Genomic DNA, 26025 nt, shown 5'->3' on the forward strand with positions numbered 1-26025 from the left:
GATCGGCGCGCAGCATCAGGTCGATCAGTTCGGCCAGGGCGTCGCCCTGGCGCTCGTCGCGCGAGCGCGGGTCCGGGCCCTCGGCGGTGGTCGGCCGGGGCTTGGCCAGCGGGTCCAGCAGCGTCACCAGCGTCGCGCCGGTGACCGCGTCCAGGGTCGCCGCGAGCTTCCAGTCCCCGGCCTTGTTCTGCCGCAGCGTCAGCCGGTTGCCATCGGGCGCGGGTTCGGGGTCACGGGGTTCGGGGTCGTTCTGGTAGAGGCCGTAGGCCAGGTCTTTGCCGAACGTGCGCACCGCGGCGGGCTCGTGGTCGCGGGCGCAGTCCACGACCAGGTTCTCGACCTCGGCGGGCAGGTGCTTCATCGCCTCGGCGACCGCGGCGACGTGGTCGAGCGACAGCGCGCCCTCGGCCGCGGCCGCGGCGGTCACTGGAAGGGCCGGGGCGAGTTCGCTGCCGGTCGGGGTGATCTCACTGCTGAGCAGGACGGCCTGCTCGACCCAGCGCCGGGCGGTCGTCGGATCCCAGCGGAGGGCGTGCCGCAACACCTGCGGCAGAGTTTTGTACCCCAGCTCCGCGGCGGCTCCGCGCCGATTCAACTCGGCGATGTCCTGCATCACCGCATATTCGCGCGCCCGGATTTCCGTCACCTTGCCGACGATGCTGCGCAGCAGCTCGTCAGTGGAGAGGAGTGGAAGCCTGGGGTCGCTCACGTGTTCGACTCTACCGCAAGATCACGAGAATATTACGGTCGAAAATGAACACCATCGAGTGAATCGAACCCGACCCCCCGAAGTCAAGCCCCAATCGCAATTGTCGCGAAACGGCGATGACGCAACCAAAGCTCGGTAATCCCACTCACATGCTCACCAGCCGCCTGTTCCGCTGCACGATCCGCTCCAAATACCCAGCCACGGCCCGGACGGACGGCAACCCGAGCACCTCCCGCTGAGCCCTCCGCACCCCACCCCTAATCTCCCCGCTCCCCAGCCCCCGCCGGCAGGCCGCAGCAACCGCACCCGGCGAAAATCCCTGCACCCGAACCCCGAGCCCCAGCTCACTAACCCGATGCGCGTTGTGCATCTGATCGTGCATCACAGGCAGCACCGCAACGGGCACCCCGGCCCGCATGGCCTCACGAATCGAGTTGTACCCGCCGTGCGACACCAGCAAATCCGCAGCCTGCAACAACAACGCCTGCGGCACAGCTTCGACCAGATGCACGTGCGGCGCGGCGGACACCTCAACCGGCAGCCCGCCGGTGAGCACCACCGCCTCGCAGTCCACATCAGACAGACCGGCGATCAGAACTTCCAGATGCGCCAGCGGTGAGTGCCGCAGCACAGCATCCGGGATCGCGTCGAAGTCGAAGAGCCGCAACGCCGACTCGGAAGCGAACACCCCGCCGGACGTGCTGGTCGACGCAACCACGAGCGGGCGCGCGGGATCGAGATCGGCGAGCCACTGCGGCAAGCGCTCCCCGGCGCTGTGGTGTGAGGGTTGCTGATAGGCGAACGCGGCGGGCATGGGTTGGCGCGCAAAGGAATACGCCGGAGGGAGAGCGTCCAGCCGCCCGTACCGATGTGCTGAGTCGAGCGATTCGTGCAGCGGCAGACGAAGTTCCGCACGTCGTTCGTTCAACGCGCACAGCAGCGTCAGGCGGTCCATGTACTGGCCGACACCGGTGGGTGCGGCCACGTGCGGTACGCCTAGCCGTTCTGCCACAAGCATTCCCGCGAACTCGATGCCCGCGCGCAGCACCAGGTGTGGCCGGAAGTCGGCGGCCACGGGCAGCAGGGCTCGCACTGCCGCGGTGATGTGCGGGCCCGCCGCGAACTCGACGATCATCTCGTCGGCGAACGGGTCGTAGTCCGGGGGGAGCGTGAGCACCTCGCCCTGCAGCAGGTCGGCGAGCTGGTCGCACACCTCGGGCAGCACGCCGGCGCAGCGCACCGGTTCCTGGGCGAAGCCGCGCAGGACTGAGACCGGGCCCGCTACCAGTACTTCGTGGCCCAGTTCGGTGAGCATCGTCACGAGGGGGAGCATGGCGCGCGCGTGGGCAGCCGAGAACGCGACTGTGCACAACACGCGCACGACGAACCTCCCCTGCCGCCAAGGGTCCTGGTTCCCCACAGTAGGGAGCGTTGCGGGCGCGGTGGAATGGGGGAGTTCCACTCACGGGTAACGTCGCGGACATGGCGACACTGGTGACGTTCCACGCTCATCCCGACGACGAGTGCATCGTCACGGGTGGTGTGATGCGGAAGGCGTTCGAGGAGGGGCATCGGGTTGTGCTCGTCGTCGCCACCCGCGGGGAGGCCGGTGAGGTACCGGACTTCCTGGAACCGGGTGAGGAGCTGTGGCAGCGGCGGGTGGACGAGACGTACGCGGCGGCCGACCTGCTGGGGGTGGCGCGGGTGGAGTTCCTGGGCTACCTGGACTCCGGGATGATGGGGGACGAGCGCAACGACCGGCCGGGATCGTTCTGGACGGCCGACGTCGAGGAGGCCGCGCGCAAACTGGCCGCGATCCTGGAGGAAGAGGACGCGAAGGCGCTCACGATCTACGACAGCTTCGGCGGTTACGGCCACCCCGACCACATCCAGGTGCACCGCGTGGGCCAGCGCGCCGCGGAGATCGCCGGTACGCCCGCGGTCTACCAGGCGATGGTGAAGGAGTCGGAGTTCCGCGAGGCGATGCGGCGGGCGGGAGAGGCGGAACCGCCGCCGCTGGGCGAGGACGCCGTGCCGGAGTCGGAGCTCAACGTGGGTGTCGACGTCAGCAAGTACCTGGACGTGAAGCGGGCCGCGATGCGCGCGCACGCCTCGCAGATCCCCGAGCAGTCGTTCTTCCTGGCGCTGGACGACGAGACGTTCGCCCACGTCTTCGGCACCGAGTGGTTCATCCGCGAAGGCCACGGACCGGAAACCGCTCTGGACCTCTAGGAGCGCGGGGGCGGTCCGCAGGGCCGCCCCCGGTTCCGTGTTGCTCAGCTGGTTCAGGCGCTGCGGCGGCGGCGCAGGAACAGCAGGGTGCCGGCACCGGCGCCGACGAGACCCAGGCCCGAGAGCAGCAGCCACAGCGGGGACGCGCCGGTCGCCGCGAGCGGCGGTTCCGGCGTGCTGCCACCGGGAGCCGGCGGCGTCACGGAGGACGAGGGCGCCTCCGTCGTCGTGGTGGTGGTCGTGGTCGTGGTCTCCGACGGCGGCGTCGACTGCGTCGGCGGCGCCTGGACGCACGACTTGACCAGCTTCTCCCAGTTGAAGTCGTAGCTCTTCTTCGGCGTGGTGTCGGACGCCTTCACCTCGACGACGAAGTTGTGGTCGACGGAGGCGTCGAGCTTGTCCCACGTCTTCGACCAGCTGTCGCCGAAGTTCCTGGTCGGCTCGAGGACGGTGGTGCCGTCCTTGACGATCACGGTGTTCTTGTCACCGGGCGCGTACTGGGTGAGCTTCACCTTCAGCACGGTCACTTTGGCGTTCTGGTCGCAGTAGGCCTCCACCTTCGGGGTGTGGGCACTGGCCGGGGTGGCCAGGGCCAGGGAGGCCAGAGTCGCGGTGGCGGTCACCGCGAACGCGCCGAGAACTCTACTTGCCAACGGATTTCTCCTGCTCTAGTTGGTGCGTGGCGGATCGAGCACATCAGGTTTCTTGATCACCCGACCGGGTGAACCGCGCCACGCTAGCAACACTGAGCGGTCGAAAGGTCACTGTCCGGCAACACTTGAATCGTCAATCAGGGAATTTCGTCACCCGTTCGAGGAGGCCGAGCATCCCGGCGACCAGTCGCATCTGGTCCACTCCGCGCACGTCGGCGTCCAGCAGCCGCGGCGAGCAGATCATCACCGCGAGCACCTGGGCACGGGAGAGTGCCACGTTCAATCTGTTACGTGACAAAAGAAAGTCCAGGCCACGCGGCAGGTCCACGGTGGACGACGACGTCATGGACATGATGACCGCGGGCGCCTCCTGCCCCTGGAAGCGGTCCACTGTGCCCACTCGCGTTTCGTCGAACCCCGCATCGGCGAGCCGTCGGCGGATCACCCTGACCTGCAGGTTGTAGGGCGCGACCACGAGAATGTCCGCATCGGTCAGTTCGCGCGTTTTGCCGTTGTCCGTCCACGTACGACCGACGATTCGGCGCACCGTGTCCACCACGGCGTCTGCCTCTTCGGTCGACGACGTGATGTTGTGCCGGTGATCGACCTCACGCAGGTAGATGCCGGGCTCGATGCCCTCGATCGAACGGTTGTGAGCGGTTTCGTGCGAATGGAGCAGTCCCGCGTACGACAGCTCCGACACCGGCTTGCACACCGCCGGGTGCATGCGGCGCGTCTCGGCCAGGAAGTAGCCCAGATGGCCGGGGATGACGTCCGCGTCGCCGAGCAGGTGCCCGAGCGCCGACGCGTCCGATCCCGGTGGGTGCACGCCCTGCACGACCTGCGGCAGCTGCTGCGGATCTCCCAGCAGCACGAGGTTCCTGGCGGCGGTGGCCACCGCCACGGCGTCGGCGAGGGCGAACTGGCCGGCCTCGTCGATGATCATCACGTCGAACGGCTGGGCCTTGATCACGGCGTTGGTGAACGTCCACGCGGTGCCGCCGACGAGGTGCCCCTGGGGGTGCTCCTCCCGCCAGCGGGCCAGCGCGCCGTTGTCCTTCGGCTGGTCCCAGGGGCAGTCCTCCTCCGGCTTTCCCTTGGGGCGCTTGGCCATCGGGATGCCGGGGTCGACGCTGGACAGCACGTTCTCCACGGCCTTGTGCGACGTGGACGTCACCGCGACGGTCTTGCCCTGGTCGATCAGGTGCTTCACGAGCTTGGTCGCGAGGTAGGTCTTGCCGGCGCCGGGCGGCCCCTGCACCGCGAGCGTGCCGCCGTCGAGCTGGTCGACGGCCTTGATCACGGCCTGCACGACGTCCGGGTGCTGCGGCAGCGGCTGTGCGGGCGGGGTGCGCAGCAGCAGGTCGATGCCGGGGTTGCGGGGCAGCAGCGGCAGCAGGTGCACGGCCTGTTCGGCGAGCTCCGCGACCGCCTCGTCCTTCGGCGCCGCCGGAACCGGGCTGCCGGGCAGCACCGCGATCGGCAGTTCGGAGTGCTCCTGCGAGGTGCTTTCGGTGAGCACCAGCTCGTACGGGTTGTCGTCCGCCACGACGGCGTTGCGCGTGACGTTGCCGGGGTAGAGCAGCCTGACCTGCTCGTCCTTGCCGAACGGGTGCGGCCGCTCCGGGTCGATCCGCGCGTGCACCTGGCGCTTGTGCGTGCGGACCCGTCCGCTCGGTGGCACCCAGTCCTCGGCCTTGAGCGTGATCGGCACCGCGCAGTTGGAGTCGGTCTCCAGATCGGAGATCGGCGCGCTCGCCTGCCGGAAGAAGTCACCCCACGCGGGGCTCGCCTCCCGCCGGTGGTAGCCGACCGTCGCCGCGAACAACGTGTGCCCCTCGGCGATCAGCGGCTCGGTCAGGGCGGCCATCCGCCGCGCTCGTTCCGCGGCCTTCTCCAACGCGGCCTCGTCGCGCTCCTCCCGGACCGCCGTCTCGATCCCGTGCTCGCGCTTGATCTTCTCCAGCAGATCCCGCACACCCCTGGTGGGAACGTCGTCGTGCAGCAACGGTTTCAGGGCCTGCAGCGTGTACTCCCGAGTGGACACCCGCAGCACCCGGCGGGTGAGCGCGCCCAGGTCGACGCAGCGCCGCACGAGTTCGTCCACTTCGGACTCCCTCGTCGCGGTGCGCGCCGCCCGCCCGGCGAGGTCGTGCGGCGTGAAGTGGTACACGGTGCCCGTGGGCGTGCGGTCGACGAACTCCGCGAACGTGCCCTCCCAGCCGGGCGTGCGGAACGTGTCGCCGTCGACCTCCAGGAAGACGTCGTCCTCGGCCGGTTCCGGCAGGTGCTGCAACGCCTCCGGGGCGACGACCTCGTAGGTCGTGACGCCGGTGCGTTCCTGCTGCACCTGCAACCGGGCCTGCGCGGTCAGCGCGGTGAAGCTCGCGGGCGACAGCGTGGCTGGCCGTTCCTCGGTGGCCGCGAGCGCGTCGATGGTGTCGATGCCGGCGGACACCAGCTTCCGCCGCTGGTCGGCGCGCAGCCCGGCGACGAGCGACAGGTCACGGGCCTCTTCGCGGCCGGTGGCGCAGTGCCGGGCGAAGCGGCAGCCGGTGCACGCCGCCCTGACGTCGCCCCACGACCGCTTCGGCGCTGGTCCTGGGTTCGCGAGCCGCGCCTTGAGGCGGCTCAGCAGGGGAGCGAAGTCGGCGATCCGGAACGAGGTGCGCCTGCCGTCGACCAGCAGGTGCGCCCGCTCGGCACCGACCGCCTGAGCGGCCGCGGTGAGGCTCAGCACGGCCAGCGGAGTGGCCTCCTCCGCGGACGGCTCGTAGCCGGTGGGCGTGCGGATCAACGTTGCCGAGCAGTGGAAAACGCCGTCGAAGAAGACGGCGTTCTCGATGACGTCCACACCCGCGCGCATCTCGTCGGCGGTGCGGGCGGCCAGGACGCGCAGCTCGGCCGGATCACCCTGCCGATCGCCGCGGCCCAGGTAGCTGCGGTGCTCGCACTCGAGCAGGTCGACGAGGTCGGACGGGCTGGCGAGCATGGGAAGTGATGCTAGCCAGCACCCCCGGCGGCACGGGCGAACGACCCGCGTTCATCCCCGTCACGCGGGTCGTCCGCCCGCGCCGCCAGGAGCTACACGTTCGCCTCGACCAGCTTCAGCAGGGCCTCGGCGTGGGTGTTCGGGTAGTCGTGCGGCCGGAACGGCCTGGTCTGCGCCCGCACCAGCGCCGCCGCCGCGGCCAGTTCGCCGGTGCGCACCTCGGTGTCGCGGTGCAGGAACGGGAAGTGCGGTTCGCGGACCTCGTCGGGCCACAGCAGCGTGTGCAGGACGATCACGCCGTGCTGGGGGCGCAGAGCGGCGAGGGTTTCCTTGCCGCGCAACCCGAACTTCACGATCGCCGCGGTCTTGGTGCGTTCCAGGGTCTCGCGCAGCAGCACGTACGAGCGGACCGAGAGGTCGTCCGGTTCGACGTAGTAGCTGCGGTGCAACGCGATCGGGTCGAGGTCGGTCTGCGGCGCGAACTGCTGGACGTCGATGACGCCGTCCTCGGGGGCCGGCAGGTCGCGCGGGTCGATCTGCACGATCCGGCCGTCCTCCAGCTCGTAGCCGCGGCCGATGTCGTCCGGGGTCAGGCGCAGCGAGCACTCGCCGCACACCTGCTGATGCCGGACGCGGCCGCTGTCCTCGCGGTGCACCAGGTGCACCCTGCCGCGGTGTTCCGTCGACGCGGCCACCAGCCGCACCGTCATCGTCGTCATGCCGAACCGAAGTGCTCCCCGCCACACAGTTCTCATGACAAATGGGTACTCGAACACGTGGTCGAATAGTCGCTCTGCGTGACGAAAGGACTCGTTCGGATGCGTCCGACCGGTACCTCGGACACGTGCGGCGGGACATTCCCTACCAGGGCGCCGGTGCGTAGTCCTTCAGGAAGCACCCGTACAGGTCCTCGCCAGCCTCGCCGCGCACGATCGGGTCGTACACGCGCGCGGCCCCGTCCACCAGGTCCAGCGGAGCGTGGAAGCCCTCGTCGGCGAGCCGCATCTTCAACGGGTGCGGGCGCTCGTCGGTGATCCAGCCGGTGTCGACCGCGGTCATCAGAATGCCGTCGGTGGCCAGCATCTCCTCGGCGCTGGTGCGCGTCAACATGTTCAGCGCCGCCTTCGCCATGTTCGTGTGCGGGTGTCCGGAACCCTTGTAGGCGCGGGAGAACTGACCCTCCATCGCGGACACGTTCACCACGTACTTGCGCCGGAACGCGGACTTCGCCATCGCCGGGCGCAGCCGCGAGATGAGCAGGAACGGCGCGGTCGAGTTGCACAGCTGCACTTCCAGCAGCTCCACCGGGTCGACCTCGTCGACGTTCTGCACCCACGAGTTGGTCGCGGCGGTGTCCGGCACCAGGCCGCCCGCGTCGATGTCCTTCGAGCCCGCCATCAGCGCCAGCGTCGTCACCGAGTGCGCCTCTGGCACCGCGGTGCCGGGCAGGGCGAGCTGGCCGTGGCCGCCGAACGAGATCAGCTCGGGCCTGCGGGCGTCCCCGGTCAGCGCCTCGTGCTCGGCGGCGGCGAGCGGCGCGTAGGCACCGGAGGAGCGGCGCACGGTCTGCGCGGCGTTGTTGATCAGGACGTCCAACGGGCCGTGCGCGGCCACCTCGTCGGCCAGCGCCAGCACCTGGGCCGGGTCGCGCAGGTCGATGCCCACGATCTTGAGCCGGTCGATCCAGTCGGCCGCGTCGGGCATCGAGGCGAACCGGCGGGCGGCGTCCTTGGGGAACCGGGTGGTGATCGTGGTGTGCGCGCCGTCACGCAGGAGGCGCAGCGCGATGTACATGCCGATCTTCGCGCGGCCCCCGGTCAGCAGCGCGTTGCGGCCGGTCAGGTCCGTGCGCGCGTCCCGCTTGCTGTGGTTGAACGCGGCGCAGGACGGGCAGAGGTTGTGGTAGAAGGCGTCGACCTCGACGAACCGCTGCCGGCACGTGTAGCAGGAGCGCGCCCGCATCAGCGTGCCCGCCGTGGCGCCCTGGGCGTTCGACACGAGCGGCAGGCCCTGCGTCTCGTCGTCGATGCGGTCCGGCGACCCGGTGGCGGTCAGCGCCGTGACGGCCCTGTCGTTGGCCGTGATGGCGGCCTTGCGCTCGGCCTTCCGGAACTTCTTCGCGGCCTTGAAGATCTTCGCGGTGGCCCGGCGGACGCGCACCGCGTCCTCGTGCTCCGCTGGCAGGTCCTCGACCTGGGCAAGCACGCGCAGGCAGACTTCCAGCTCTGCGGGGTCGATCGAGGTCATGAGCAGGCATTTTACGGGTGGAGGGGTGGTGGTCCGATGACCGGGCCCGAACTGCTGGTGCTGTGGGACATCGACAACACGCTGATCTCGGCCCGCGGCTTCGGCGGGCTGATGTACCGCGAGGCGTTCCGCGCGGCGTTCGGCAGGGAGCTGAACGGTCCTGTCGACCTCGGCGGACGCACCGAGCTGGACATCATCGCCGAGCTGCTCGGGCAGCACGGGATCGAGCACACGGAGGAGGCCGCGCAGCTGCTGGCCAACGCGCTCGCCAACTCGTTCGAGGGCCGCAGGGCCGAACTCCCCGGCCACGGCGAGGTGCTGCCGGGCGCGCTGCGGGCGCTGGAGCACTTCGCGAACGACCCGCGCGTGCACCAGGGCGTGCTGACCGCGAACCTGCCCAGCGTCGCGCGGATCAAGCTGGAGGAGTTCGGCCTCGCGCATCTCGTCGACTGGGACGTGAGCGCGTTCGGGGACGACCACGCCGACCGCGCGGAGCTGGTGACGTTCGCCCGTGCACGCGCACGGCACATCCGGCCTTTCACGGATGACGAGGTGGTGCTCATCGGCGACACCCCGCACGACGTGCACGCCGCGGTGACCTCCGGTGTGCGCCTTGTGGCCGTCGCCACCGGACGCAGCAGCGCCGAGGACCTCCGCGCGGCCGGCGCGAGGGCGGTCCTGGACGACCTCAGCGACCTCGAAGAACTGATCAGGCAGGTGTGGAGGACCGCCGCGCAGGGAAACCGCACGGCATGAACCCCGAAGCACCCGACGCGGACGTGCAGGAGCAGCAGCAGGAAGTCGTGCCGCAGGAGCCACCTGAGACGCCGGACGCGCCGCTGGAGGCGAACGAGGCGGACGCCTACGAGCAGCTGCAGGAAGTTCCGCTGGACGACGAGGACCGGGGCTGAACGGGTCTGGTCTGGCATCCGTCACAGCGTTATCGTGCGCGGCATGCCCACAGCAGGCGGCCCGACAGTCAAACGGCTGTCCCAGCCGGACGCCGACATCAAACCCAAGGCCCTCGGTTTGCCCAGAGGGCGGGCGGTGATCTCGGTCTTCGGCTCCACCCAAGACATCGAGACGGATCTCGCCGCGAAGTTGTTACCGGTGCTCAGATCCGTCGTGGTGACCGCGGCCCGCAACGGCGCGGTGTTCGTCACCGAAGGAACCGACAGAGGCGTTGTCCACTTGCTGGGCATGGCTTTGCAGGCGTGCGAGCAGCGTTGGCCCGTCGTCGTCGGTGTCGCGCCCAGCAGCAAGGTGCACGACCTCACCGAAACCTCCACCAACGGTCAGGTCGCGCTGGAACCCAACCACAGCGTCGCGGTCATCGTGCCCGGTTCGGAGTGGACGGACGCGACACCCGTGCTGTTCCGCACGATCGACGCCGTCCGGCACCGCAAGCCGGTGATCGCTCTCGTCGTCGGAGGCGAGAACGAGAAGGAGGTCGTCGACCACCTCAGCGGCGACAACCCGCTCCTGGTGCTCGCGGGGACGGGTGGCCTCGCGGACCGCATCGCGACCGGTGACCTCACGGGCGATCTCGCGGTGCTCGTGCGCAGCGGGAAGATCTTCATCGTCCACGTCGACGAGGGCGCGGGCAAGGTCGTCACCGCGCTGGAACGGTTGCTGGGCAAGGAGAAGCCCGTCAAGCCGCCGAGGATCTGGCCCAAGGTCCGCTACCGGGCGCCGGAACCGCGGCCGCTGATCGACCCCGGTTTCGTCGTCGCGTACCCGGCGCTGGCGGACGCCATCCACGACGCCAACGCCGTTGTCGCCCCGGCGTTCCACGAGCTCGACGCGCAGGCCGACGTCGAGCAGAACCGCTACCGGCTGATGGCGGTGCTGGCGATCGGCGGCGGGCTGACCACAACGGTGTTCGGCGCGCTGCAGACGTGGCTCAAGGACACGCCGTGGCCAGGAGTCCTCGTCGTGGCCGGCGGTGCGTTCGCGGCGGCCATCACGATCGTGGCGCGCAAGCGGGAGTCGCTCGACAAGTACCTCACCGCGCGATCTCGCGCGGAACGGTTGCGGGCCCTGTACTTCGCCCACCTCGCCGCCCCGGCGCCCGCCACGGAGGAGGAGCGGCAGGACAAGGTGGCCGATCTGGAAGCCGCGGTCAGCGACCGCAAGCACGAGGTGGTCAGGACGTGAGCGACAAGCAGAGGCAGGCGCAGTTCGTCGAGGCGTACCTGCGCCACCGCTTCCAGGACCGCCTGGACCACTTCGAACGCGGCCGCAAGCGGTACTCCAGCGCTCGCACGTGGACGGTCGCGATCTCGGCCGCCCTCTTCATCGCCGCGGCCGCCGCGGCAGCCGTGGGGATGGCGGACGGGCCGCGCAGGGCGTTGTGGGGCTTCGCCGCCACGACGCTGGCCGCACTGGCCACCGCGGTGTCGCTCTACGAGGCCACGTTCGGATTCCGCCGCCTGGCGCGGGAGAACGCCACCACTTCCGTTGCGCTGCAACGTCTCGCGGTGGACGGTCCCACGCCCGACGACGTGGACGACGAAAGGCTCGTCGCATTTGTGACCGAAGTGGAGTCGGTGCTGCGGTACGGCCGGTGACGCGAATTCCTGGCAACAATCGATCAAGATTGCTGCCGGGAAAACGCTTTCTGGCTTTGCCGGACCGGTTAACGCGCTGTGGGTGGTCGATTACGGAAAGCACTAGATCTGGTGTTTCCGGCAACCCGTTGTCATGATGACCTCATCCCCCGATGCGGAAGCAGGCACGACATGACTTGGGCGCGTCCCGCGATCGCCGAGCCGGAAACCGGCACCTTCGCCGAGGCCAAGGCTCTGGAAAAGGAGCACAGCACGATTCAGAACAGCAAGGCGGCACGGACCGTGGCCTGTCACGCCACGGACGCGCTCGACTGCGCTGACCTGCTCGAAATGCTGGGACTCACCGCTGCGGACGGCAAGGTCCGGGCGTAGCCCCGCGACTGGATCCACCACTCGGCCACCAGCAGGTTCACCACGAACGACAGCCAGTTCGCGGTGGCGAAGACCAGCAGTCCCGCGGCTTCGTCGGCCGGGGACACCAGGGCGCCGAGAGCAAGGCCCCACAACCGGCCGGTCACGGCGGCGCCGGTGAGGGCGAAACCGCGGATCATCCAGATGCGGTGTTCGCCGAACCTGCGCTGCCGTGCGGTCCGCAGCCCCTGCACGGCGCTGACGAACCACAGCGCCGACAGCACCGTCAGCGGTCCCGACGTCGCCAGCCCGTAGAGCGACAGCTGGGCGCACACGAGGCCGAGCAGGGACGACGGAAGCACCGCGCCGAAGTAGACGCGGCCCATCACCCGGTGCACCCGCGGATGCCGGGCGCGCAGACCCGGCCAGAACTGCGAGACACCCGTCAGGATCGCCACTGTTCCGGTGAAGACGTGTGCGACCAGCAGGCCGTAGTGAACCGGCCCGTGCAGTGCGGGCCTGGCCTGACTCATGTCCAGCGTGACGTACGCGCTCGCGGCGAAGATCGTTATCGCGACGCAGACCGCTCCGGACACCGCCAACCAGGCGACATACCCCCGAGAAGTTTTCATGCCGCAAGGCTGTCAACGACGTCACTCGATTGCGCTGGTGTGCGCCCCCGAGCAGGCGGTGGGGTGCGCCCTACTGGGATGATGGCGCTCATGCGGACGGTGGAGATCTCCGAAGAGCCGATCAGGCTAGGGCAGTTCCTCAAGCTGGCTGCGCTGGCCGAGGACGGCGTGCACGCCAAGGAGCTGATCGAGGACGGGGAAGTCCACGTCAACGGCTCTGTGGAGCTGCGCCGCGGTGCGCAGCTGCGCGACGGCGACGTGGTGGTCGTCGAGGGTGAGGAAGTGCGCATTTCCGTTCGGCGGTAACACATTGCTCCGTTCGGCGGTAAGCGTATGCACAAACGCAGACGATCTCACCAGGGTCTGAAGACCTCTTCTGAACGATTCCCGCCAGTCATACGTAACCTTTATGTCCCTTGTGGACACGTGGAATCGTCTTGCGGGACTGCGGTTTCCAGACGGTGAGACGCGCGTCACGTCCAGTCTGCGGGCAGCGGAGAAACTTTTTTCCTGAGCCTGTAACGCGGATGCCGGGACGGGCGAATCACCGGTTGCGAGCTTCGGCCGCCGAGCCTGAAAGAGGCGTTGCCGGAGTTCGACGATTCAAGGTCCTCGGGGTGACCTGCGTACGTGCACGTCCGGAATCGCCTGAGCCGGGGAGATCAGAAACGATGAGTGAGCAGGTCCGTGCTGCCCGTGACGTCGACGGGTTGCACTCCACGCTCAATCCGCTGTCCGAACACAGACAGACACACCCACCAGTTGCCCGCTGGGAGAGCCGCTACCGCTACGCCGTGATCACCGCCGACGTGCTGACCGTTGCCCTGGTCGTCGTCGCCGTCGGTGCGATCATGAGCATGCGCCACGCCGCGTTCGGCCCGCTTTCCCTTGTCCTGCTGGATCTGCTCACCGTGGTCGTCGTCGTGGGCTCGCTCGCGATCAACCGCGTGTGGACGCCCGCGGTGCTCGGTCAGGGGGCCGAGGAGTTCCGAAGACTCGGCCGGGGTTTGTTCGGTGCCGTCGTGGCGCTCGGTCTCGGAGCGCTCGCGGTCGACATCCCCGGCGCCCGTCTGTGGGTCTTCGTCGTAGTTCCCGCGATCGCCCTGGTCGCGTTCCCCATGCGCTACCTCCTGCGCCGCCCGCTGCACCGCGGCCGCAGTGAAGGTCGCTTCCTGCTCTCGGTCCTCGCCGCCGGCAACCTGGACACGGTCGAGGACCTCATCCACCGCACCAGGCGCGTCGCCCACCTGGGCTGGCGCGTCGACGCCATCTGCACCATCGACGGCCGCGGCCGCTCGGGCACCGAGGTCGACGGCGTGCCCGTCGTCGGCCAGCTGCGCGAGCTCGCCGACCACGTCCGCCGCGGCGGTTACCGCATCGTCGCCGTGACACCCGACGCCTACTGGACGCCGCGCCGCCTGCAGCAGCTCGCCTGGGCCCTCGAGGGTTCCGGCGCCGAGATGGTCGTCTCGCCCGGTCTGATGGAGGTCGCGGGACCCCGTCTGCACATGAGCGCCGTGCTCGGCATGCCCCTGCTGCGGGTGAGCGAACCGGCTCTGAGCGGCTTCCGCCGTCTCGTCAAGGAAGTCGTCGACCGCGTGGGTGCCTTCCTGCTCCTGATCCTGCTGGCGCCACTGATGTTCGCCGTCGCCGCGTTCGTGATGATCGACAGCCGCGGTCCCGTGTTCTACCGCCAGAAGCGGGTCGGCAAGGGCGGTCAGCCGTTCACGATCATCAAGTTCCGCACCATGGTCACCAACGCCGACGCGTTGCGCGCCAGGCTCGCCGCCGCCAACGAGGGCCACGGCCTGCTGTTCAAGATGAAGAAGGACCCGCGCATCACCAAGGTCGGCTCGTTCCTGCGCCGCTACTCGATCGACGAGCTGCCCCAGCTGTTCAACGTCCTTTCGGGCAGCATGTCGCTCGTCGGCCCCCGCCCGCCGTTGCCGGAGGAGACCGCGAAGTACTCCTCGGACGTGCGGCGCCGCCTTCTCGTGAAGCCCGGTTTGACTGGTTTGTGGCAGGTGAGCGGACGCAGCGATCTCTCGTGGGAGGAGTCGGTGCGCCTCGACCTGCGCTACGTCGAGGACTGGTCGCTCGCCCTCGACGCCGTGATCTTGTGGAAGACCTTCCGCGCCGTCTTCGGCGGCCAGGGGGCCTACTGATGGAGAAGACTCCTGTGATTGGCATCGCCGTCATCGGGGCCGGGTACTGGGGGCCGAACCTCGTTCGCAACGCCCAGGCCACGCCCTCGCTGCGCCTGCGCTACCTGTGCGACCTCGACGTGGAGAAGGCCCGGCGCGTGCTGGGGGAGTACTCGACGGTCCGCGCCACCGCGTCGCTGGACGAGGTGCTCGCCGACCCCGAGGTGCACGCGGTCGCCATCGCGACCCCCGCGGCCACCCACCTGCCCGTCGCCATGGCGGCGCTGGAGGCCGGCAAGCACGTCCTGGTCGAGAAGCCGCTCGCGGCGAACTTCGAAGACGGCCGCAAGCTCGTGGAGACCGCGGAACAGCGCGGCCTCACGCTGATGCTGGACCACACGTTCGCCTACACCTCGGCCGTGCAGCACCTGCGCAAGATCATCCGCGGTGGCGAGATCGGCGACATCCAGTACATCGACTCGGTGCGCATCAACCTCGGCCTGGTGCAGCCGGACGTGGACGTGCTGTGGGACCTCGCCCCGCACGACCTGTCGATCTTCGAGGCGATCCTGCCCGACGACGTCACCCCGGTGGAGGTCGCCGCGCACGGCTCCGACCCGATCGGCGCGGGCGTCGCGTGCGTCGGCCACCTGACGGTGCGGCTGTCCAACGGGGCGATCACGCACGTGCACGTCAACTGGCTGTCGCCGACGAAGATCCGCACGATGGTCATCGGCGGTTCGCAGCGCACGGTCGTCTGGGACGACAACAACCCGGCGCAGCGACTGTCCATTTACGACCGCGGGGTCGACCGTTCGGAGGAGCAGCAGAAGATCTCCTACCGCACCGGCGACATGGTGGCGCCGGCGCTGGTGGAACGCGAGGCGCTGCGCACGATGATGGCGGAGTTCGCCGCCTCCATCACCGAAAAGCGCCCGCCCCTGACCGACGGCCGCGCGGGTCTGCGCGTGCTGGCCGTGCTGGAGGCGGCGTCGGAGTCGCTGCGCTCCGGCGGAGTTTTCGTTCCCGTTCAACAAGTGGAAAGCAAGGTGTCCTGATGTCGGCCCAGAATGATCCGGCGCAGCCGATCACCGGCCAGCGCGCCCTCGTCACCGGTGGCGCGGGCACGATCGGGTCGTCGGTGGTGGACCAGCTCGTCGAGGCGGGCGCGACCGAGGTCGTCGTGCTCGACAACTTCGTGCGCGGCCGCCGGCAGAACCTGGCCTCCGCGCTGGAGTCCGGTGTCGTGCGCATCGTCGAGGGCGACATCAACGACAAGGCGCTCGTCCGCGAGCTGACCGAGGGCATCGACCTCGTCTTCCACCTCGCCGCCATCCGGATCACCCAGTGCGCGGAGGAACCGCGCCTCGCGCTGGAGTGCCTGGTCGACGGCACGTTCACGGTCATCGAGGCCGCCGCGGCCGCCGGCGTGAAGAAGGTCATCGCGTCGTCGTCCGCGTCGGTGTACGGCCTCGCCGAGCAGTTCCCGACCACCGAGCGGCACCACCCGTACAACAACGACACCTTCTACGGCGCCGCGAAGGCGTTCAACGAGGGAATGCTGCGCAGCTTCAAGGCCATGTACGACCTCGACTACGTGGCGCTGCGCTACTTCAACGTGTACGGCCCGCGGATGGACGTCCACGGCCTGTACACCGAGGTGCTCATCCGGTGGATGGAGCGCATCGCCGACGGCAAGTCCCCGCTGATCTTCGGTGACGGGGCGCAGACGATGGACTTCGTGCACGTGCACGACATCGCCCGCGCGAACATCCTCGCCGCCAAGGCCCCGGTGACCGACACGGTGTACAACATCGCGTCCAGCAAGGAGACCTCGCTCAAGGAGCTCGCCCTCGCGTTGCTTGCCGCGATGGACTCCGACCTGCCGCTGGAGCACGGCCCCGAGCGCAAGGTGAACGGCGTGACCCGCCGGCTCGCCGACATCAGCGCCGCGGCCACCGACCTCGGGTGGAAGCCCGAGATCGAGATGGACGGCGGGCTGCGCGACCTCGTCGCGTGGTGGCGCGCCGAGAAGCAGAACGCGTAGCACCGCAAGGCCGCGTCCGCGGTGCCCGCTGGCTCTTCGGGGGTCGGCGGGCACCGCGGCCGCACTCCAGTAGTTGCGGTCGCGGTGCTCGCTGGCTCGTCTGGGTCGGTGTGTTCCGTGGTCGTGCCGCAGAAGTTGCGTCCGCGGTGCCCGCTGGCTCTTCGGGGGTCGGCGGGCACCGCGGCCGCACTCCAGAAGCCGCGGCGCGGCGTCCGCTGACACCCCCAGGTCGGCGTGGCGCCGCGCCGCAACCCCCACAGATCGAGGTACAGCAAGTGATTCCGGTTATGCGGCCGTTGCTCGGCGAAGAAGAAGCGCTCGCCGCCGCCGAGGCCGTGCGGTCCGGGTGGGTGGCGCAGGGCCCGAGGGTCCGGGAGTTCGAAGAGGCGTTCGCCGCGTCCGTCGGCGCCCGGCACGGTGTGGCCGTGTCGTCGTGCACCACCGGGCTGCACCTCGCCGTGCACCTGCTCGGCGTCGGGCCCGGCGATGAGGTGGTCGTGCCGTCGCTGTCGTTCATCGCGACCGCCAACGCGGTGCGCTACACCGGTGCGACGCCCGTCTTCGCCGACGTCGATGCCGCGACCGGCAACCTCACCGCGGCCACGGTGGAACCGGTTCTCACCGCCAGGACGCGTGCCGTGATGGTCGTGCACCAGGCCGGCGTGCCCGCCGACGTCGAGGCCCTCAAGGCGTTGTGCGAGCCGCGCGGCATCCCGGTGATCGAGGACGCGGCGTGCGCCGCCGGCTCGACGTACCAGGGGAAGCCGGTTGGCACGAACGCGGTGCTGGCCGCCTGGTCGTTCCACCCGCGCAAGCTCCTCACCACCGGTGAGGGCGGCATGGTCACCACGGACGACGCCGACTGGGCCGTTCGGCTCAAGCGGTTGCGGGAGCACGGGATGAGCGTGTCCGCTGCCGACCGCCACCACGGCGGGTCCGCGGTCATCGAGCAGTACCTGGAGACCGCGTTCAACTACCGGATGACCGACATCCAGGCCGCCGTCGGCCTGGTGCAGCTGTCCAAACTGGACGCGATCATCGCCCGCCGGCGTGAGCTGGCCGCGCGCTACCACGAGCTGCTCGCCGGTGTTCCCGGTGTCACGGCGGTGCGCGACCCCGAGTACGGGACGACGAACTACCAGTCGTTCTGGGTCTGGCTGCCCGGCGAGGCGCCGGACCGTCAGGAAATCCTTGCGGGCCTTGCCGAACGCGGAGTGTCGGCACGGCGCGGAATCATGGCGTCACACCTCGAACCCGCCTACGAGGGGCACCCCGGCGCGCCGCTGCCGGTGACGGAGGCCTTCACGGCCAGGACGCTGATTCTCCCGCTGTTCCACGACATGACCAACGACGATCAGGACACCGTCGTGTCAGCGTTGTCGGAAACTCTTCACACACCCCATCTGACCGTCCGTGGTTGAAAGATAAAGATTCAGGTTGCACCGGAAGATTTTTGTGTTGCCACGTAACGGTTCCAACGAGATCGCCGACGTTCGGAGTAGCAGCCCTGTGCTGTCCAGCGTAGTGCGCGGATCACACACGGTAACTCCGTCCGAGAGGTGAAACCCCATGGTGGCTCAGCAGTCGCGTCTCGTGCGAGTGCTTGTGATCACGGCGTTAATCGCATCCACGATGTTCGTCCTAGGTGTGTTCAACGCGCCCAGCGCACACGCGGCTCCGTGTGACTTCCCGGTCACCAACAAGGTCGCGTGCGAGAACACCCAGCCCGGTGCCGACAACTGGCAGGCCCAGTACCGCGACGACGCGATCCTCGGCTACACCACGGACATCAGCTACACCCCCGGCCAGACCGTCAACTTCAAGATGCTGACGTCGGCGTCGTCCTACAAGCTCGACATCTACCGGCTCGGCTGGTACGCGGGCAAGGGCGCGCGCTACATGGGCACGGTCAACCGGAACACACCGCAGAACCAGCCACCATGTCTGCGGGACGGACCGACCGCGCTCATCGACTGCGGCAACTGGGCCGTGTCGGTCAGCTGGAACATCCCCGCCACCGCGGTGTCCGGCATCTACTACGCGCGCCTGACGCGCAACGACACCGGCGCGGAGAACGAGATCGTGTTCGTCGTCCGCGACGACACCTCGACGTCCAAGATCTTCTTCCAGACCTCCGACGCCACCTGGGTCGCCTACAACCGCTACGGCGGCAACAGCCTCTACTTCGGTGACGGCCCCGGCCAGGGCGGCTCGTCGTACAAGGTCAGCTACAACCGCCCGTACACCGGCGGCGACGGCGACGAGAACTTCATCTTCAACGCCGAGTACCCGATGCTGAGGTTCCTGGAGCGCAACGGGTACGACGTGAGCTACACGACCGACATGGACTCGGCCCGGCGCGGGCACCTGATCAAGAACCACAAGGTGTTCATGGCCGTCGGCCACGACGAGTACTGGTCGAACGAGCAGTGGAACAACGTCATGGCGGCCCGCGACGCCGGCGTGCACATGGCGTTCCTGACGGGCAACGAGATCTTCTGGAAGACCCGCTGGGAGAAGAGCATCGACTCGTCCCAGACGGACTGGCGCACGCTCGCCTGCTTCAAGGAGACCAAGGGCACCCAGAACGACGGCCTGAACGACTGGACCGGCACGTGGCGCGACCCGCGCTACAGCCCGCCGCAGGACGGTGGCAGGCCGGAGAACGCGTTGCTGGGCAACATGTTCACCGTCAACGGCCGCCGCGACGACTCGCTGCAGGTGCCCGCCGCGTACGGCAAGATGCGGCTCTGGCGCAACACCGACCTGCCGAACCTGGCCTCCGGCACCACGTACACGTTCCAGCCCGGCACCCTGGGCTACGAGTGGAACACCGTGTACGACAACGGTTATCAGCCCGCCGGTGTGGCCCAGATGTCGCGCACCACGGTCAACCTCGACGGCTACTACGGGCTGAAGAACTACGGCGACGAGTACGGCTCGGGCCCCGAGACGCACGCGATCACGTACTACAAGGCGCCTTCCGGTGCGCTGGTGTTCGGCGCGGGCACCGTCCAGTGGGCGTGGGGAGTGGACGACGAGCACGCGTTCCTCACCAACACCCCGACGTCGGACAAGCGGATCAAGCAGGCGACCGTCAACTTCCTCGCGGACATGGGCGTGCAGCCCTACCAGCTGTGGGCGGCCGACCAGCTCGTCATCTCCGGTGCCATCAACGACAACGCGGCGCCGAGCGTGCTCATCACGGACCAGCCGGCGCAGTCCACCGTCGGCCAGCCGTACACGTTCGGCGGCACCGTGATCGACGCGTCCGGCAAGGTCGCGGGCGTCGAGGTGTCGACCGACGGCGGCACCCGCTGGCACTACGCCAACTGGCAGGCGGGCCAGACGACGTGGAGCTACACGTACACGCCGTCGCAGTCCGGCACCGCGTCGCTGAAGGTGCGCGCGGTCGACGACTCGCTGAACCTGTCCACGCCGGTGCAGGCCACGCCGAACGTGGCGGCCCGCACCTGCCCGTGCGGCATGTTCTCCGGCCAGGAGGTCCCGAAGGTCACCTCCGCCAACGACAACTCCCAGCTCGAGCTCGGCGTGAAGTGGCGGGCCGCGAGCAACGGCTACGTCCGCGGCGTGAAGTTCTACAAGGGCACCGGCAACACCGGCACGCACACCGGGTCGCTGTGGTCCGCGAACGGCGACCTGCTCGCCACCGGCACGTTCACCAACGAGTCGCCGACGGGCTGGCAGACGCTGCTCTTCCCGTCGCCGGTCGCGGTGACCGCCAACACGACCTACGTGGTCTCGTACTTCACGCCGACCGGTCACTTCGCGTACGACACCGGCGGGTTCTTCAACCAGCAGGCGTACATGGAGCCGATCACCGGCCTGAAGTCCGGTGTGGACGGACCGAACGGCGTGTTCCGCTTCGGCGCCGGGTTCCCGAACAACTCGTTCGACAACACCAACTACTGGGTCGACGTGGTGTGGGCGCCGGACCCCGGTCCCGACACCCGCGCGCCGATCCAGACCGCGATGTCGCCGGTGTCCAACGCCGGTTCGGTCGCGCTCAACACCACGGTGTCCGGCACGTTCGACGAGAACGTCACGCTGAGCTCGGCCCAGGTCACGGTGACCGGCCCGGCCGGTGCCGTCAGCGGCACGAAGTCGTTGTCCGCCGACGCCCGCACGGTGACGTTCACACCGTCGGCCCCGCTCGCGGCCGCCACGTCCTACACGGTCACGATGAAGGCCGCGGACGCGTCGAACAACATGTCCACGCAGTCGAGCTGGACGTTCACGACCGGATCGCCGCGCCCGGCGAACTGCCCGTGCACGATCTGGGACGACTTCGCGGCACCCGCGGTGGTCGACTCCGGTGACAACACCGCGGTCGAGCTCGGCACCAAGGTCCGCTTCGACGGCAAGGGCGAGGTGCTCGGCGTCCGCTTCTACAAGGGCGCGGGCAACACCGGCACGCACACCGGTTCACTGTGGACCTCGTCGGGCCAGCTGCTGGCCCAGGGCACGTTCAGCGGTGAGACCACGTCCGGCTGGCAGAAGCTGATGTTCACCTCGCCGGTCGCGGTGCAGGCGAACACGACCTACGTCGTCTCGTACTACGCCCCGAACGGCAAGTACTCGGTGAGCTCCGGCTACTTCAACGGCCAGGGCGCGGACTACCAGTCGCTGCACGCGCTCGCCAACGGCGTCGACGGCGGCAACGGCGTCTACCGCTACGGCAGCGGCGGCGGGTTCCCGAACTCGTCGTACAACGCGACCAACTACTGGGTCGACGTCATCTACCGCAACGGCCTGAACGGCGACACCACGCCGCCGTCGCTGACGAACCGCACGCCGGCCGTCGACGCAACGAACGTGGGCCTGCAGAGCACGCTGACGGCGACGTTCAACGAGCCGGTCGACCCCGCGTCGGCGCAGATCTGGCTGACCGACCCCAAGGGCGCCAAGCTGTCCGGCTCGGTGTCGCTGTCCGCGGACCAGAAGACCGTGACGTGGACGCCGTCCGGCAAGCTCGTCGCCGGCACGCGGTACCAGGCGCACGTGGGCATCGCGGACGTCAACGGCGTCGCGATGCCGACGCCCGCGGAGTGGGGCTTCACGACCACGACCACGCCCACCTGTCCGTGTTCGCTGTTCAGCACGGCCACGGTGCCGACCGTGACGTCGTCCGACGACGGCGGCGCGTACGAACTCGGTGTGCGGTTCACGCCGCAGCAGTCCGGCCAGATCACCGGTGTCCGCTTCTACAAGGGCGCGGGCAACACCGGCACGCACACCGGCTCGCTGTGGAACGCGTCCGGTCAGCGGCTCGCGACCGGCACGTTCTCGAACGAGACCGCGACCGGCTGGCAGACGCTGACGTTCTCGCAGCCCGTCGTCGTGAGCGCCGGGCAGACCTACACCGCGTCGTACACGACGACCACCGGCCACTACGCGGTGAACGGCGGGTACTTCTCGACGGGTGCGGTGAACTCGCCGCCGCTGACGGCACCGCAGGAGCAGAACGGCGTGTTCGTGCCCGGCTCCGGCTTCCCGACGATGACGTACGGCTCCGGCAACTACTGGGTCGACGTCGTCTACCAGCCGAACGCGGACAACGCGGCACCGGTGCTGCAGTCGCACACGCCGCTGTCCGGAGCGTCCGAAGTGGACCTGACGTCGGTGGTCACCGCGTCGTTCGACGAGGCCGTCGACCTGAACGGCGCGCAGTTCACGGTCAGCGATCCCGGTGGCGCTCGCATCGCCGGCACGCTGTCGCTGTCGCCGGACGGCAGGATGGTCACGTTCACGCCGGCCGCCAGGCTCGCGGCGTCCACTGTGTACACGGTGTCGGTGAAGATGTCCGACACGTTCGGCAACATGATGGCGAACCCGGTCACGTGGTCGTTCACCTCGGCGACGACGCAGACCTGTCCGTGCTCGCTGTTCAGCGCGGCGACCGTGCCGACGGTGACCTCCGCGGACGACACCGGCGCGTACGAGCTGGGCGTGAAGTTCACGTCCACGGCCAACGGCCAGATCACCGCGGTGAAGTTCTACAAGGGCGCCGGGAACACCGGCACCCACACCGGATCGCTCTGGTCCGCGGACGGCCAGCGCCTGGCCACCGGCACGTTCTCGAACGAGACCGAGTCGGGCTGGCAGACGCTGACGTTCTCGTCGCCGGTGTCGATCACGGCCGGGACCACTTACGTGGCCTCGTACACGACCACCACGGGTCACTACGCGGTGAACGCCGGCTACTTCGGCACGGTGACCTCGCCGCCGCTGGGTGCCACGGCGTCGGCGGGTGTGTTCACCGCCGGGTCCGGGTTCCCGACGACGACCTACAACGGTGGCAACTACTGGGTCGACGTGGTGTTCCAGTGACGCCACAGCCGTTGCTGCTGATCGGGGCAGGTGGACTCGCTCGCGAGGTGCTCGCGGCGGTCCGCCTCCTCCCGGACGTCTGGAACCCCGTCGGGGCGCTGGACGACACCGCCGCCCTGCACGGCACCCTGATCGACGGGGTGCCCGTGCTGGGCGGGATCTCGCAGCTGGCTGAGCACCCGGACGCGGCCGTCGTGTGTTGCGTCGCGAACGCGCGGCGGCCGTTGTCCCGCTTGTCCCTGGTGTCACGGCTGGGGCTGCCGGACGAGCGGTGGGCGACCGTCGTGCACCCGGCGGCCGTCACGTCCGGTGCGACGCTCGGCTGTGGCACGGTTCTGCTGGCGGGTGTCGTGATCACGACCCCGCTGTCGATCGGCAGGCACGTGGTGGCGATGCCGCACGTGCTGATCACCCACGACGACGAGGTGTCGGACGGCGTCACGTTCGCCGGCCGCGCCTCGCTCGGGGGCTCGGTGTTCGTGGGGGAGTCCGCGTACCTGGGACAGGGAGCCATGGTGCGCGAAGGGTGCAAGATCGGCGCCGGTGCCGTCGTCGGCATGGGAGCCGTTGTCCTGCAGGACGTTCCCGCAGGAGAGACGTGGGCCGGTGTGCCGGCCCGCCCGTTGCGTGGGGAGAGCGCGTGATCGAGATTCCGCTGGTGGACCTGCGTGCCCAGCACGAGCAGGTGGCCGACGAGGTGGCCGACGGCTGGGCAGAGGTGCTCAAGACGACAGCCTTCATCAACGGCCCGCAGGTCGCCCGGTTCGAGTCGGAGTTCGCCGCCTACCAGGAAGTTCCGCACGCGATCGGGGTCGGCAACGGCACCGACGCGATCGAACTCGCGTTGCGTGCGCTCGATGTGGGCCACGGCGACGAGGTCGTGCTGCCCGCCAACACCTTCATCGCCACCGCGGAGGCGGTCGCGCGTTGTGGCGCAACGCCGGTGCTGGTGGACTGCGTCGACGACACGTTGCTGATCGACGCCTCCCAGGTGTCCTCTGTGGTCACTTCGCGCACCAAGGCCGTTGTGCCGGTGCACCTCTACGGCCAGGCCGCGCCCGTCGAGCTGATCACCGGTGTGCCGGTCGTCGAGGACGCCGCGCAGGCTCAGGGCGCGCGTCGCAACGGCGTGTCCGTCGGCGGCCTCGGTGTCGCCGCCGCGACCTCGTTCTACCCCGGCAAGAACCTCGGCGCGTACGGCGACGGCGGCGCGGTGCTCACCACGTCCGACGCCATCGCGGAGTCGGTGAAGCTCCTGCGCGAGCACGGTTCGCCGCGCAAGTACGAGCACCCGGTGCTCGGCTTCAACAGCCGCCTCGACACGCTGCAGGCCGTGGTGCTGTCGGCGAAGCTGCGCCGCCTGGAGGGCTGGAACCAGGCCCGCCGCGCGGCCGCGGCCAGGTACACCGAGATGCTGGCGGACGTCGAGCGCGTGCGCGTTCCCGTGGTGCTGGACGGCAACCTGCCGGTGTGGCACCTCTACGTCGTGCGCGTGCCGGACCGCGACCGCGTGCTGTCCTCCCTGCACGCCGCCGGCATCGGGGCGGGCATCCACTACCCGACACCGCTGCACAGGACGGGCGCGTTCGGTCACCTGGACGGCTCGTTCCCGGTCGCCGAGCAGTCCGCCGCGGAGCTGCTGTCGCTACCGTTGTTCCCGGAGATCACCGAGTCGCAGCAGACTCGCGTGGTGGAGGCACTGACGGAGGCCCTGAAGTGACTGACGCGGCGAAGAGCGGTGTGCGGGTGCACCCGCACGGGCTGTGCGAATCCTCCGATGTCGGCGACGGCACCCGCGTGTGGGCTTTCGCGCACGTGCTGCCCGGCGCCCGCATCGGCCGTGACTGCAACATCTGCGACGGCGCGTTCGTCGAGTCGCGCGTGGTGCTGGGCGACAACGTCACGGTGAAGAACGGCACGCTGGTGTTCGATGGCGTGACCTGCGAGGACGACGTGTTCCTCGGCCCGAACGTGTTGTTCACCAACGACCTCAGGCCGCGCGCCCACGTCAAGAAGACCGGCGACGCCCTGGAGACCACCCTGGTCCGCCGCGGCGCGACGCTCGGCGCGGGCACGGTGGTCGTGTGCGGCACGGAGATCGGCGAGCACGCGTTCGCCGCGGCCGGTTCGGTGATCACCCGCTCGGTGCCCGCGCACGCGTTCGTGGCGGGCAACCCGGCGGTCGTGAAGGGCTGGGTCTGCGCGTGCGGTGCGCGGCTCTCAGACGACCTCTCCTGCCCGGAATGCGGTACCGGGCACGAGAAGGCCCCGGACGGCCTGAAAGCCGTCTAGCGCACGTGTGAGGCCGCCGAAGCCCGGCTTCGGCGGCCTTCTCGCTATTCGGGTTCCCACTCCACGAGCCGGTCCAGCACCCGCAGGTCGCCGTCCAGCTTCAACGACTCCCCCTGCGTGCGGCCGTAGAACCACAACAGGAACTCGCGGGCCGGGCCGTGCACGGTGGCGTCGGGCTCGTCCTCGGCCACGGCGCCGTGCCGGGCACCGTCGGCGTCGAGCCAGATCCGCCACGAGCGGCCCTCGGTGACGTGGTAGTCGAGGACAGCGGGTTCGTGCGGCCAGGCGCTCGTCGTGGCGACGCAGGTGGACAGGAACTCGTCGACGCCGTCGAGCGCGATCTCGTCCGGCAGCGGCCGCGGATCGCCCGCGGTGAGCTGCGCGTCGTAGGTGTGCATCGTGATCTCCTGGAGCTGGCGCCGGGCGGCGGCACCGCTGGTCTGCGGTGACTGAGAATCACCCCAGGGCGTCCAGCACCCGCGGTCCGGACCGGCCTCCTCCAGCGCGGTCAGCAGCTCTCGCGTGGACTCGGCCATCCACGCCACCGCGGCAGTGCGCTCCCGCGGGGCGACGGCGGGAGTCCTGTCCGGGGGAGCGGAGGCGGGCCCCGCGGCGACGATGGCGGCCCACTTGCGGCGTCCGTCGCCCAGGTGCTGCACGAGGTCGTACAGCGTCCACTCGGGACAGCTGGGCACCTGCGCGTCGAGGTCGGACGCGGCGACGGCGGCGCAGAAGGCGGCGGTGCGCTCGTCGATCAGCCGCAGGAGATCGGGAAACATCAGTTGCACCGCGGCTGTCTACCACC

22 protein-coding genes are annotated in these 26025 nt (G+C 69.3%); 14 read left to right on the forward strand and 8 right to left on the reverse strand.

What is annotated here, in order from left to right; all coding sequences use genetic code 11:
* On the reverse strand, positions 1-709 hold a 709-nt coding region (locus IEZ09_RS36085), incomplete at its 3' end, for a DUF222 domain-containing protein (RefSeq protein WP_189258312.1).
* Positions 710-854: 145 nt separating this feature from the next.
* A complete protein-coding gene (locus tag IEZ09_RS36090; protein WP_229813282.1) occupies positions 855-2024 on the reverse strand; it encodes a glycosyltransferase in 1170 nt (389 codons plus the stop codon).
* A 167-nt stretch (positions 2025-2191) separates the two neighbouring features.
* Between IEZ09_RS36090 and IEZ09_RS36095 the strand changes: the two genes are divergently transcribed.
* Positions 2192-2941, forward strand: a complete 750-nt coding sequence (locus IEZ09_RS36095; protein ID WP_189258314.1) for a PIG-L family deacetylase — start codon at positions 2192-2194, stop codon at positions 2939-2941.
* A 53-nt stretch (positions 2942-2994) separates the two neighbouring features.
* On the opposite strand, the gene IEZ09_RS36100 is transcribed toward IEZ09_RS36095, so the two are convergent.
* The 4 genes from IEZ09_RS36100 to IEZ09_RS36115 all read right to left on the reverse strand — a co-directional run bounded on the left by IEZ09_RS36100 (position 2995) and on the right by IEZ09_RS36115 (position 8833).
* Positions 2995-3594 (reverse strand): LPXTG cell wall anchor domain-containing protein, encoded by a 600-nt coding sequence (locus IEZ09_RS36100; RefSeq protein WP_189258315.1) that lies wholly within the window; start codon positions 3592-3594, stop codon positions 2995-2997.
* A 133-nt stretch (positions 3595-3727) separates the two neighbouring features.
* Positions 3728-6586 carry a bifunctional RecB family nuclease/DEAD/DEAH box helicase gene (locus IEZ09_RS36105; protein ID WP_189258316.1) on the reverse strand — a complete coding sequence of 953 codons (2859 nt, stop codon included), beginning with the start codon at positions 6584-6586 and terminating at the stop codon, positions 3728-3730.
* 92 nt (positions 6587-6678) lie between these two features.
* On the reverse strand, positions 6679-7341 hold the full coding sequence (gene ku / locus IEZ09_RS36110) for a non-homologous end joining protein Ku (protein ID WP_189258317.1): 663 nt from the start codon (positions 7339-7341) through the stop codon (positions 6679-6681).
* Positions 7342-7447: 106 nt separating this feature from the next.
* Complete coding sequence (locus tag IEZ09_RS36115) at positions 7448-8833, reverse strand: SDR family NAD(P)-dependent oxidoreductase (RefSeq protein ID WP_189258318.1); 1386 nt, start codon at positions 8831-8833, stop codon at positions 7448-7450.
* Between the two features lie 36 nt (positions 8834-8869).
* Here IEZ09_RS36115 and IEZ09_RS36120 point away from each other — a divergent pair, with 36 nt between their 5' ends.
* The 4 genes from IEZ09_RS36120 to IEZ09_RS36135 are packed head-to-tail and all read left to right on the forward strand — an operon-like array spanning position 8870 to position 11403.
* Entirely contained in the window at positions 8870-9589 is a 720-nt protein-coding gene (locus IEZ09_RS36120; RefSeq protein WP_189258319.1) for an HAD family hydrolase, read from the forward strand.
* Positions 9586-9744 carry a hypothetical protein gene (locus tag IEZ09_RS36125; protein ID WP_189258320.1) on the forward strand — a complete coding sequence of 53 codons (159 nt, stop codon included), beginning with the start codon at positions 9586-9588 and terminating at the stop codon, positions 9742-9744. The genes IEZ09_RS36120 and IEZ09_RS36125 overlap by 4 nt, the downstream gene beginning before the upstream one ends.
* Positions 9745-9787: 43 nt before the next feature.
* On the forward strand, positions 9788-10990 hold the full coding sequence (locus IEZ09_RS36130; protein ID WP_189258321.1) for a TRP family putative cation channel: 1203 nt from the start codon (positions 9788-9790) through the stop codon (positions 10988-10990).
* Positions 10987-11403 (forward strand): SLATT domain-containing protein, encoded by a 417-nt coding sequence (locus IEZ09_RS36135; protein WP_189258322.1) that lies wholly within the window; start codon positions 10987-10989, stop codon positions 11401-11403. The genes IEZ09_RS36130 and IEZ09_RS36135 overlap by 4 nt, the downstream gene beginning before the upstream one ends.
* A 290-nt stretch (positions 11404-11693) precedes the next feature.
* On the opposite strand, the gene IEZ09_RS36140 is transcribed toward IEZ09_RS36135, so the two are convergent.
* The gene (locus IEZ09_RS36140) at positions 11694-12386 is read right to left on the reverse strand and encodes a DUF2306 domain-containing protein (protein ID WP_189258323.1); all 693 of its coding nucleotides are present in this window, start codon (positions 12384-12386) and stop codon (positions 11694-11696) included.
* 90 nt (positions 12387-12476) lie between these two features.
* Between IEZ09_RS36140 and IEZ09_RS36145 the strand changes: the two genes are divergently transcribed.
* The 9 genes from IEZ09_RS36145 (at position 12477) to IEZ09_RS36185 (ending at position 25220) form a co-directional block, all read left to right on the forward strand.
* Positions 12477-12692 (forward strand): RNA-binding S4 domain-containing protein, encoded by a 216-nt coding sequence (locus IEZ09_RS36145; RefSeq protein WP_189258324.1) that lies wholly within the window; start codon positions 12477-12479, stop codon positions 12690-12692.
* Positions 12693-13057: 365 nt separating this feature from the next.
* Positions 13058-14551 carry a sugar transferase gene (locus IEZ09_RS36150; RefSeq protein ID WP_189258325.1) on the forward strand — a complete coding sequence of 498 codons (1494 nt, stop codon included), beginning with the start codon at positions 13058-13060 and terminating at the stop codon, positions 14549-14551.
* The gene (locus IEZ09_RS36155) at positions 14551-15588 is read left to right on the forward strand and encodes a Gfo/Idh/MocA family protein (protein ID WP_189258326.1); all 1038 of its coding nucleotides are present in this window, start codon (positions 14551-14553) and stop codon (positions 15586-15588) included. Before IEZ09_RS36150 ends, IEZ09_RS36155 begins: the two co-directional genes overlap by 1 nt.
* Positions 15588-16577 carry an NAD-dependent epimerase/dehydratase family protein gene (locus IEZ09_RS36160; RefSeq protein WP_189258327.1) on the forward strand — a complete coding sequence of 330 codons (990 nt, stop codon included), beginning with the start codon at positions 15588-15590 and terminating at the stop codon, positions 16575-16577. The genes IEZ09_RS36155 and IEZ09_RS36160 overlap by 1 nt, the downstream gene beginning before the upstream one ends.
* Before the next feature lie 275 nt (positions 16578-16852).
* Positions 16853-17998, forward strand: a complete 1146-nt coding sequence (locus IEZ09_RS36165; protein WP_229813276.1) for a DegT/DnrJ/EryC1/StrS family aminotransferase — start codon at positions 16853-16855, stop codon at positions 17996-17998.
* 211 nt (positions 17999-18209) lie between these two features.
* Entirely contained in the window at positions 18210-22928 is a 4719-nt protein-coding gene (locus IEZ09_RS36170; protein ID WP_229813277.1) for a DUF4082 domain-containing protein, read from the forward strand.
* Entirely contained in the window at positions 22925-23572 is a 648-nt protein-coding gene (locus tag IEZ09_RS36175) for a NeuD/PglB/VioB family sugar acetyltransferase (protein WP_189258329.1), read from the forward strand. The genes IEZ09_RS36170 and IEZ09_RS36175 overlap by 4 nt, the downstream gene beginning before the upstream one ends.
* Positions 23569-24648 carry a DegT/DnrJ/EryC1/StrS family aminotransferase gene (locus tag IEZ09_RS36180; protein WP_189258330.1) on the forward strand — a complete coding sequence of 360 codons (1080 nt, stop codon included), beginning with the start codon at positions 23569-23571 and terminating at the stop codon, positions 24646-24648. Before IEZ09_RS36175 ends, IEZ09_RS36180 begins: the two co-directional genes overlap by 4 nt.
* Positions 24645-25220: an acyltransferase gene (locus IEZ09_RS36185; protein WP_189258331.1), complete on the forward strand. Its 576-nt coding sequence runs from the start codon at positions 24645-24647 to the stop codon at positions 25218-25220. The genes IEZ09_RS36180 and IEZ09_RS36185 overlap by 4 nt, the downstream gene beginning before the upstream one ends.
* Before the next feature lie 44 nt (positions 25221-25264).
* Here the strand turns inward: IEZ09_RS36185 and IEZ09_RS36190 are convergent, their stop codons facing one another.
* Positions 25265-25999, reverse strand: coding sequence for a maleylpyruvate isomerase family mycothiol-dependent enzyme (locus IEZ09_RS36190; protein WP_189258332.1), 735 nt, complete (start codon positions 25997-25999; stop codon positions 25265-25267).
* Between the last annotated feature and the right edge of the window lie 26 nt (positions 26000-26025).

It is taken from the genome of Lentzea flava (assembly GCF_014648475.1).
Taxonomy (GTDB): domain Bacteria; phylum Actinomycetota; class Actinomycetes; order Mycobacteriales; family Pseudonocardiaceae; genus Lentzea; species Lentzea flava.

Bases quoted from the DNA above. Each gene is read 5' to 3' on its own strand.
- ku (WP_189258317.1), bottom strand. From the start codon at position 7,341: ATGAGAACTGTGTGGCGGGGAGCACTTCGGTTCGGCATGACGACGATG.
- IEZ09_RS36155 (WP_189258326.1), top strand. From the start codon at position 14,551: ATGGAGAAGACTCCTGTGATTGGCATCGCCGTCATCGGGGCCGGGTAC.
- IEZ09_RS36150 (WP_189258325.1), top strand. From the start codon at position 13,058: ATGAGTGAGCAGGTCCGTGCTGCCCGTGACGTCGACGGGTTGCACTCC.
- IEZ09_RS36160 (WP_189258327.1), top strand. From the start codon at position 15,588: ATGTCGGCCCAGAATGATCCGGCGCAGCCGATCACCGGCCAGCGCGCC.
- IEZ09_RS36170 (WP_229813277.1), top strand. From the start codon at position 18,210: ATGTTCGTCCTAGGTGTGTTCAACGCGCCCAGCGCACACGCGGCTCCG.
- IEZ09_RS36095 (WP_189258314.1), top strand. From the start codon at position 2,192: ATGGCGACACTGGTGACGTTCCACGCTCATCCCGACGACGAGTGCATC.
- IEZ09_RS36140 (WP_189258323.1), bottom strand. From the start codon at position 12,386: ATGAAAACTTCTCGGGGGTATGTCGCCTGGTTGGCGGTGTCCGGAGCG.
- IEZ09_RS36090 (WP_229813282.1), bottom strand. From the start codon at position 2,024: ATGCTCACCGAACTGGGCCACGAAGTACTGGTAGCGGGCCCGGTCTCA.
- IEZ09_RS36105 (WP_189258316.1), bottom strand. From the start codon at position 6,586: ATGCTCGCCAGCCCGTCCGACCTCGTCGACCTGCTCGAGTGCGAGCAC.
- IEZ09_RS36115 (WP_189258318.1), bottom strand. From the start codon at position 8,833: ATGACCTCGATCGACCCCGCAGAGCTGGAAGTCTGCCTGCGCGTGCTT.
- IEZ09_RS36145 (WP_189258324.1), top strand. From the start codon at position 12,477: ATGCGGACGGTGGAGATCTCCGAAGAGCCGATCAGGCTAGGGCAGTTC.
- IEZ09_RS36125 (WP_189258320.1), top strand. From the start codon at position 9,586: ATGAACCCCGAAGCACCCGACGCGGACGTGCAGGAGCAGCAGCAGGAA.
- IEZ09_RS36120 (WP_189258319.1), top strand. From the start codon at position 8,870: ATGACCGGGCCCGAACTGCTGGTGCTGTGGGACATCGACAACACGCTG.
- IEZ09_RS36130 (WP_189258321.1), top strand. From the start codon at position 9,788: ATGCCCACAGCAGGCGGCCCGACAGTCAAACGGCTGTCCCAGCCGGAC.
- IEZ09_RS36190 (WP_189258332.1), bottom strand. From the start codon at position 25,999: ATGTTTCCCGATCTCCTGCGGCTGATCGACGAGCGCACCGCCGCCTTC.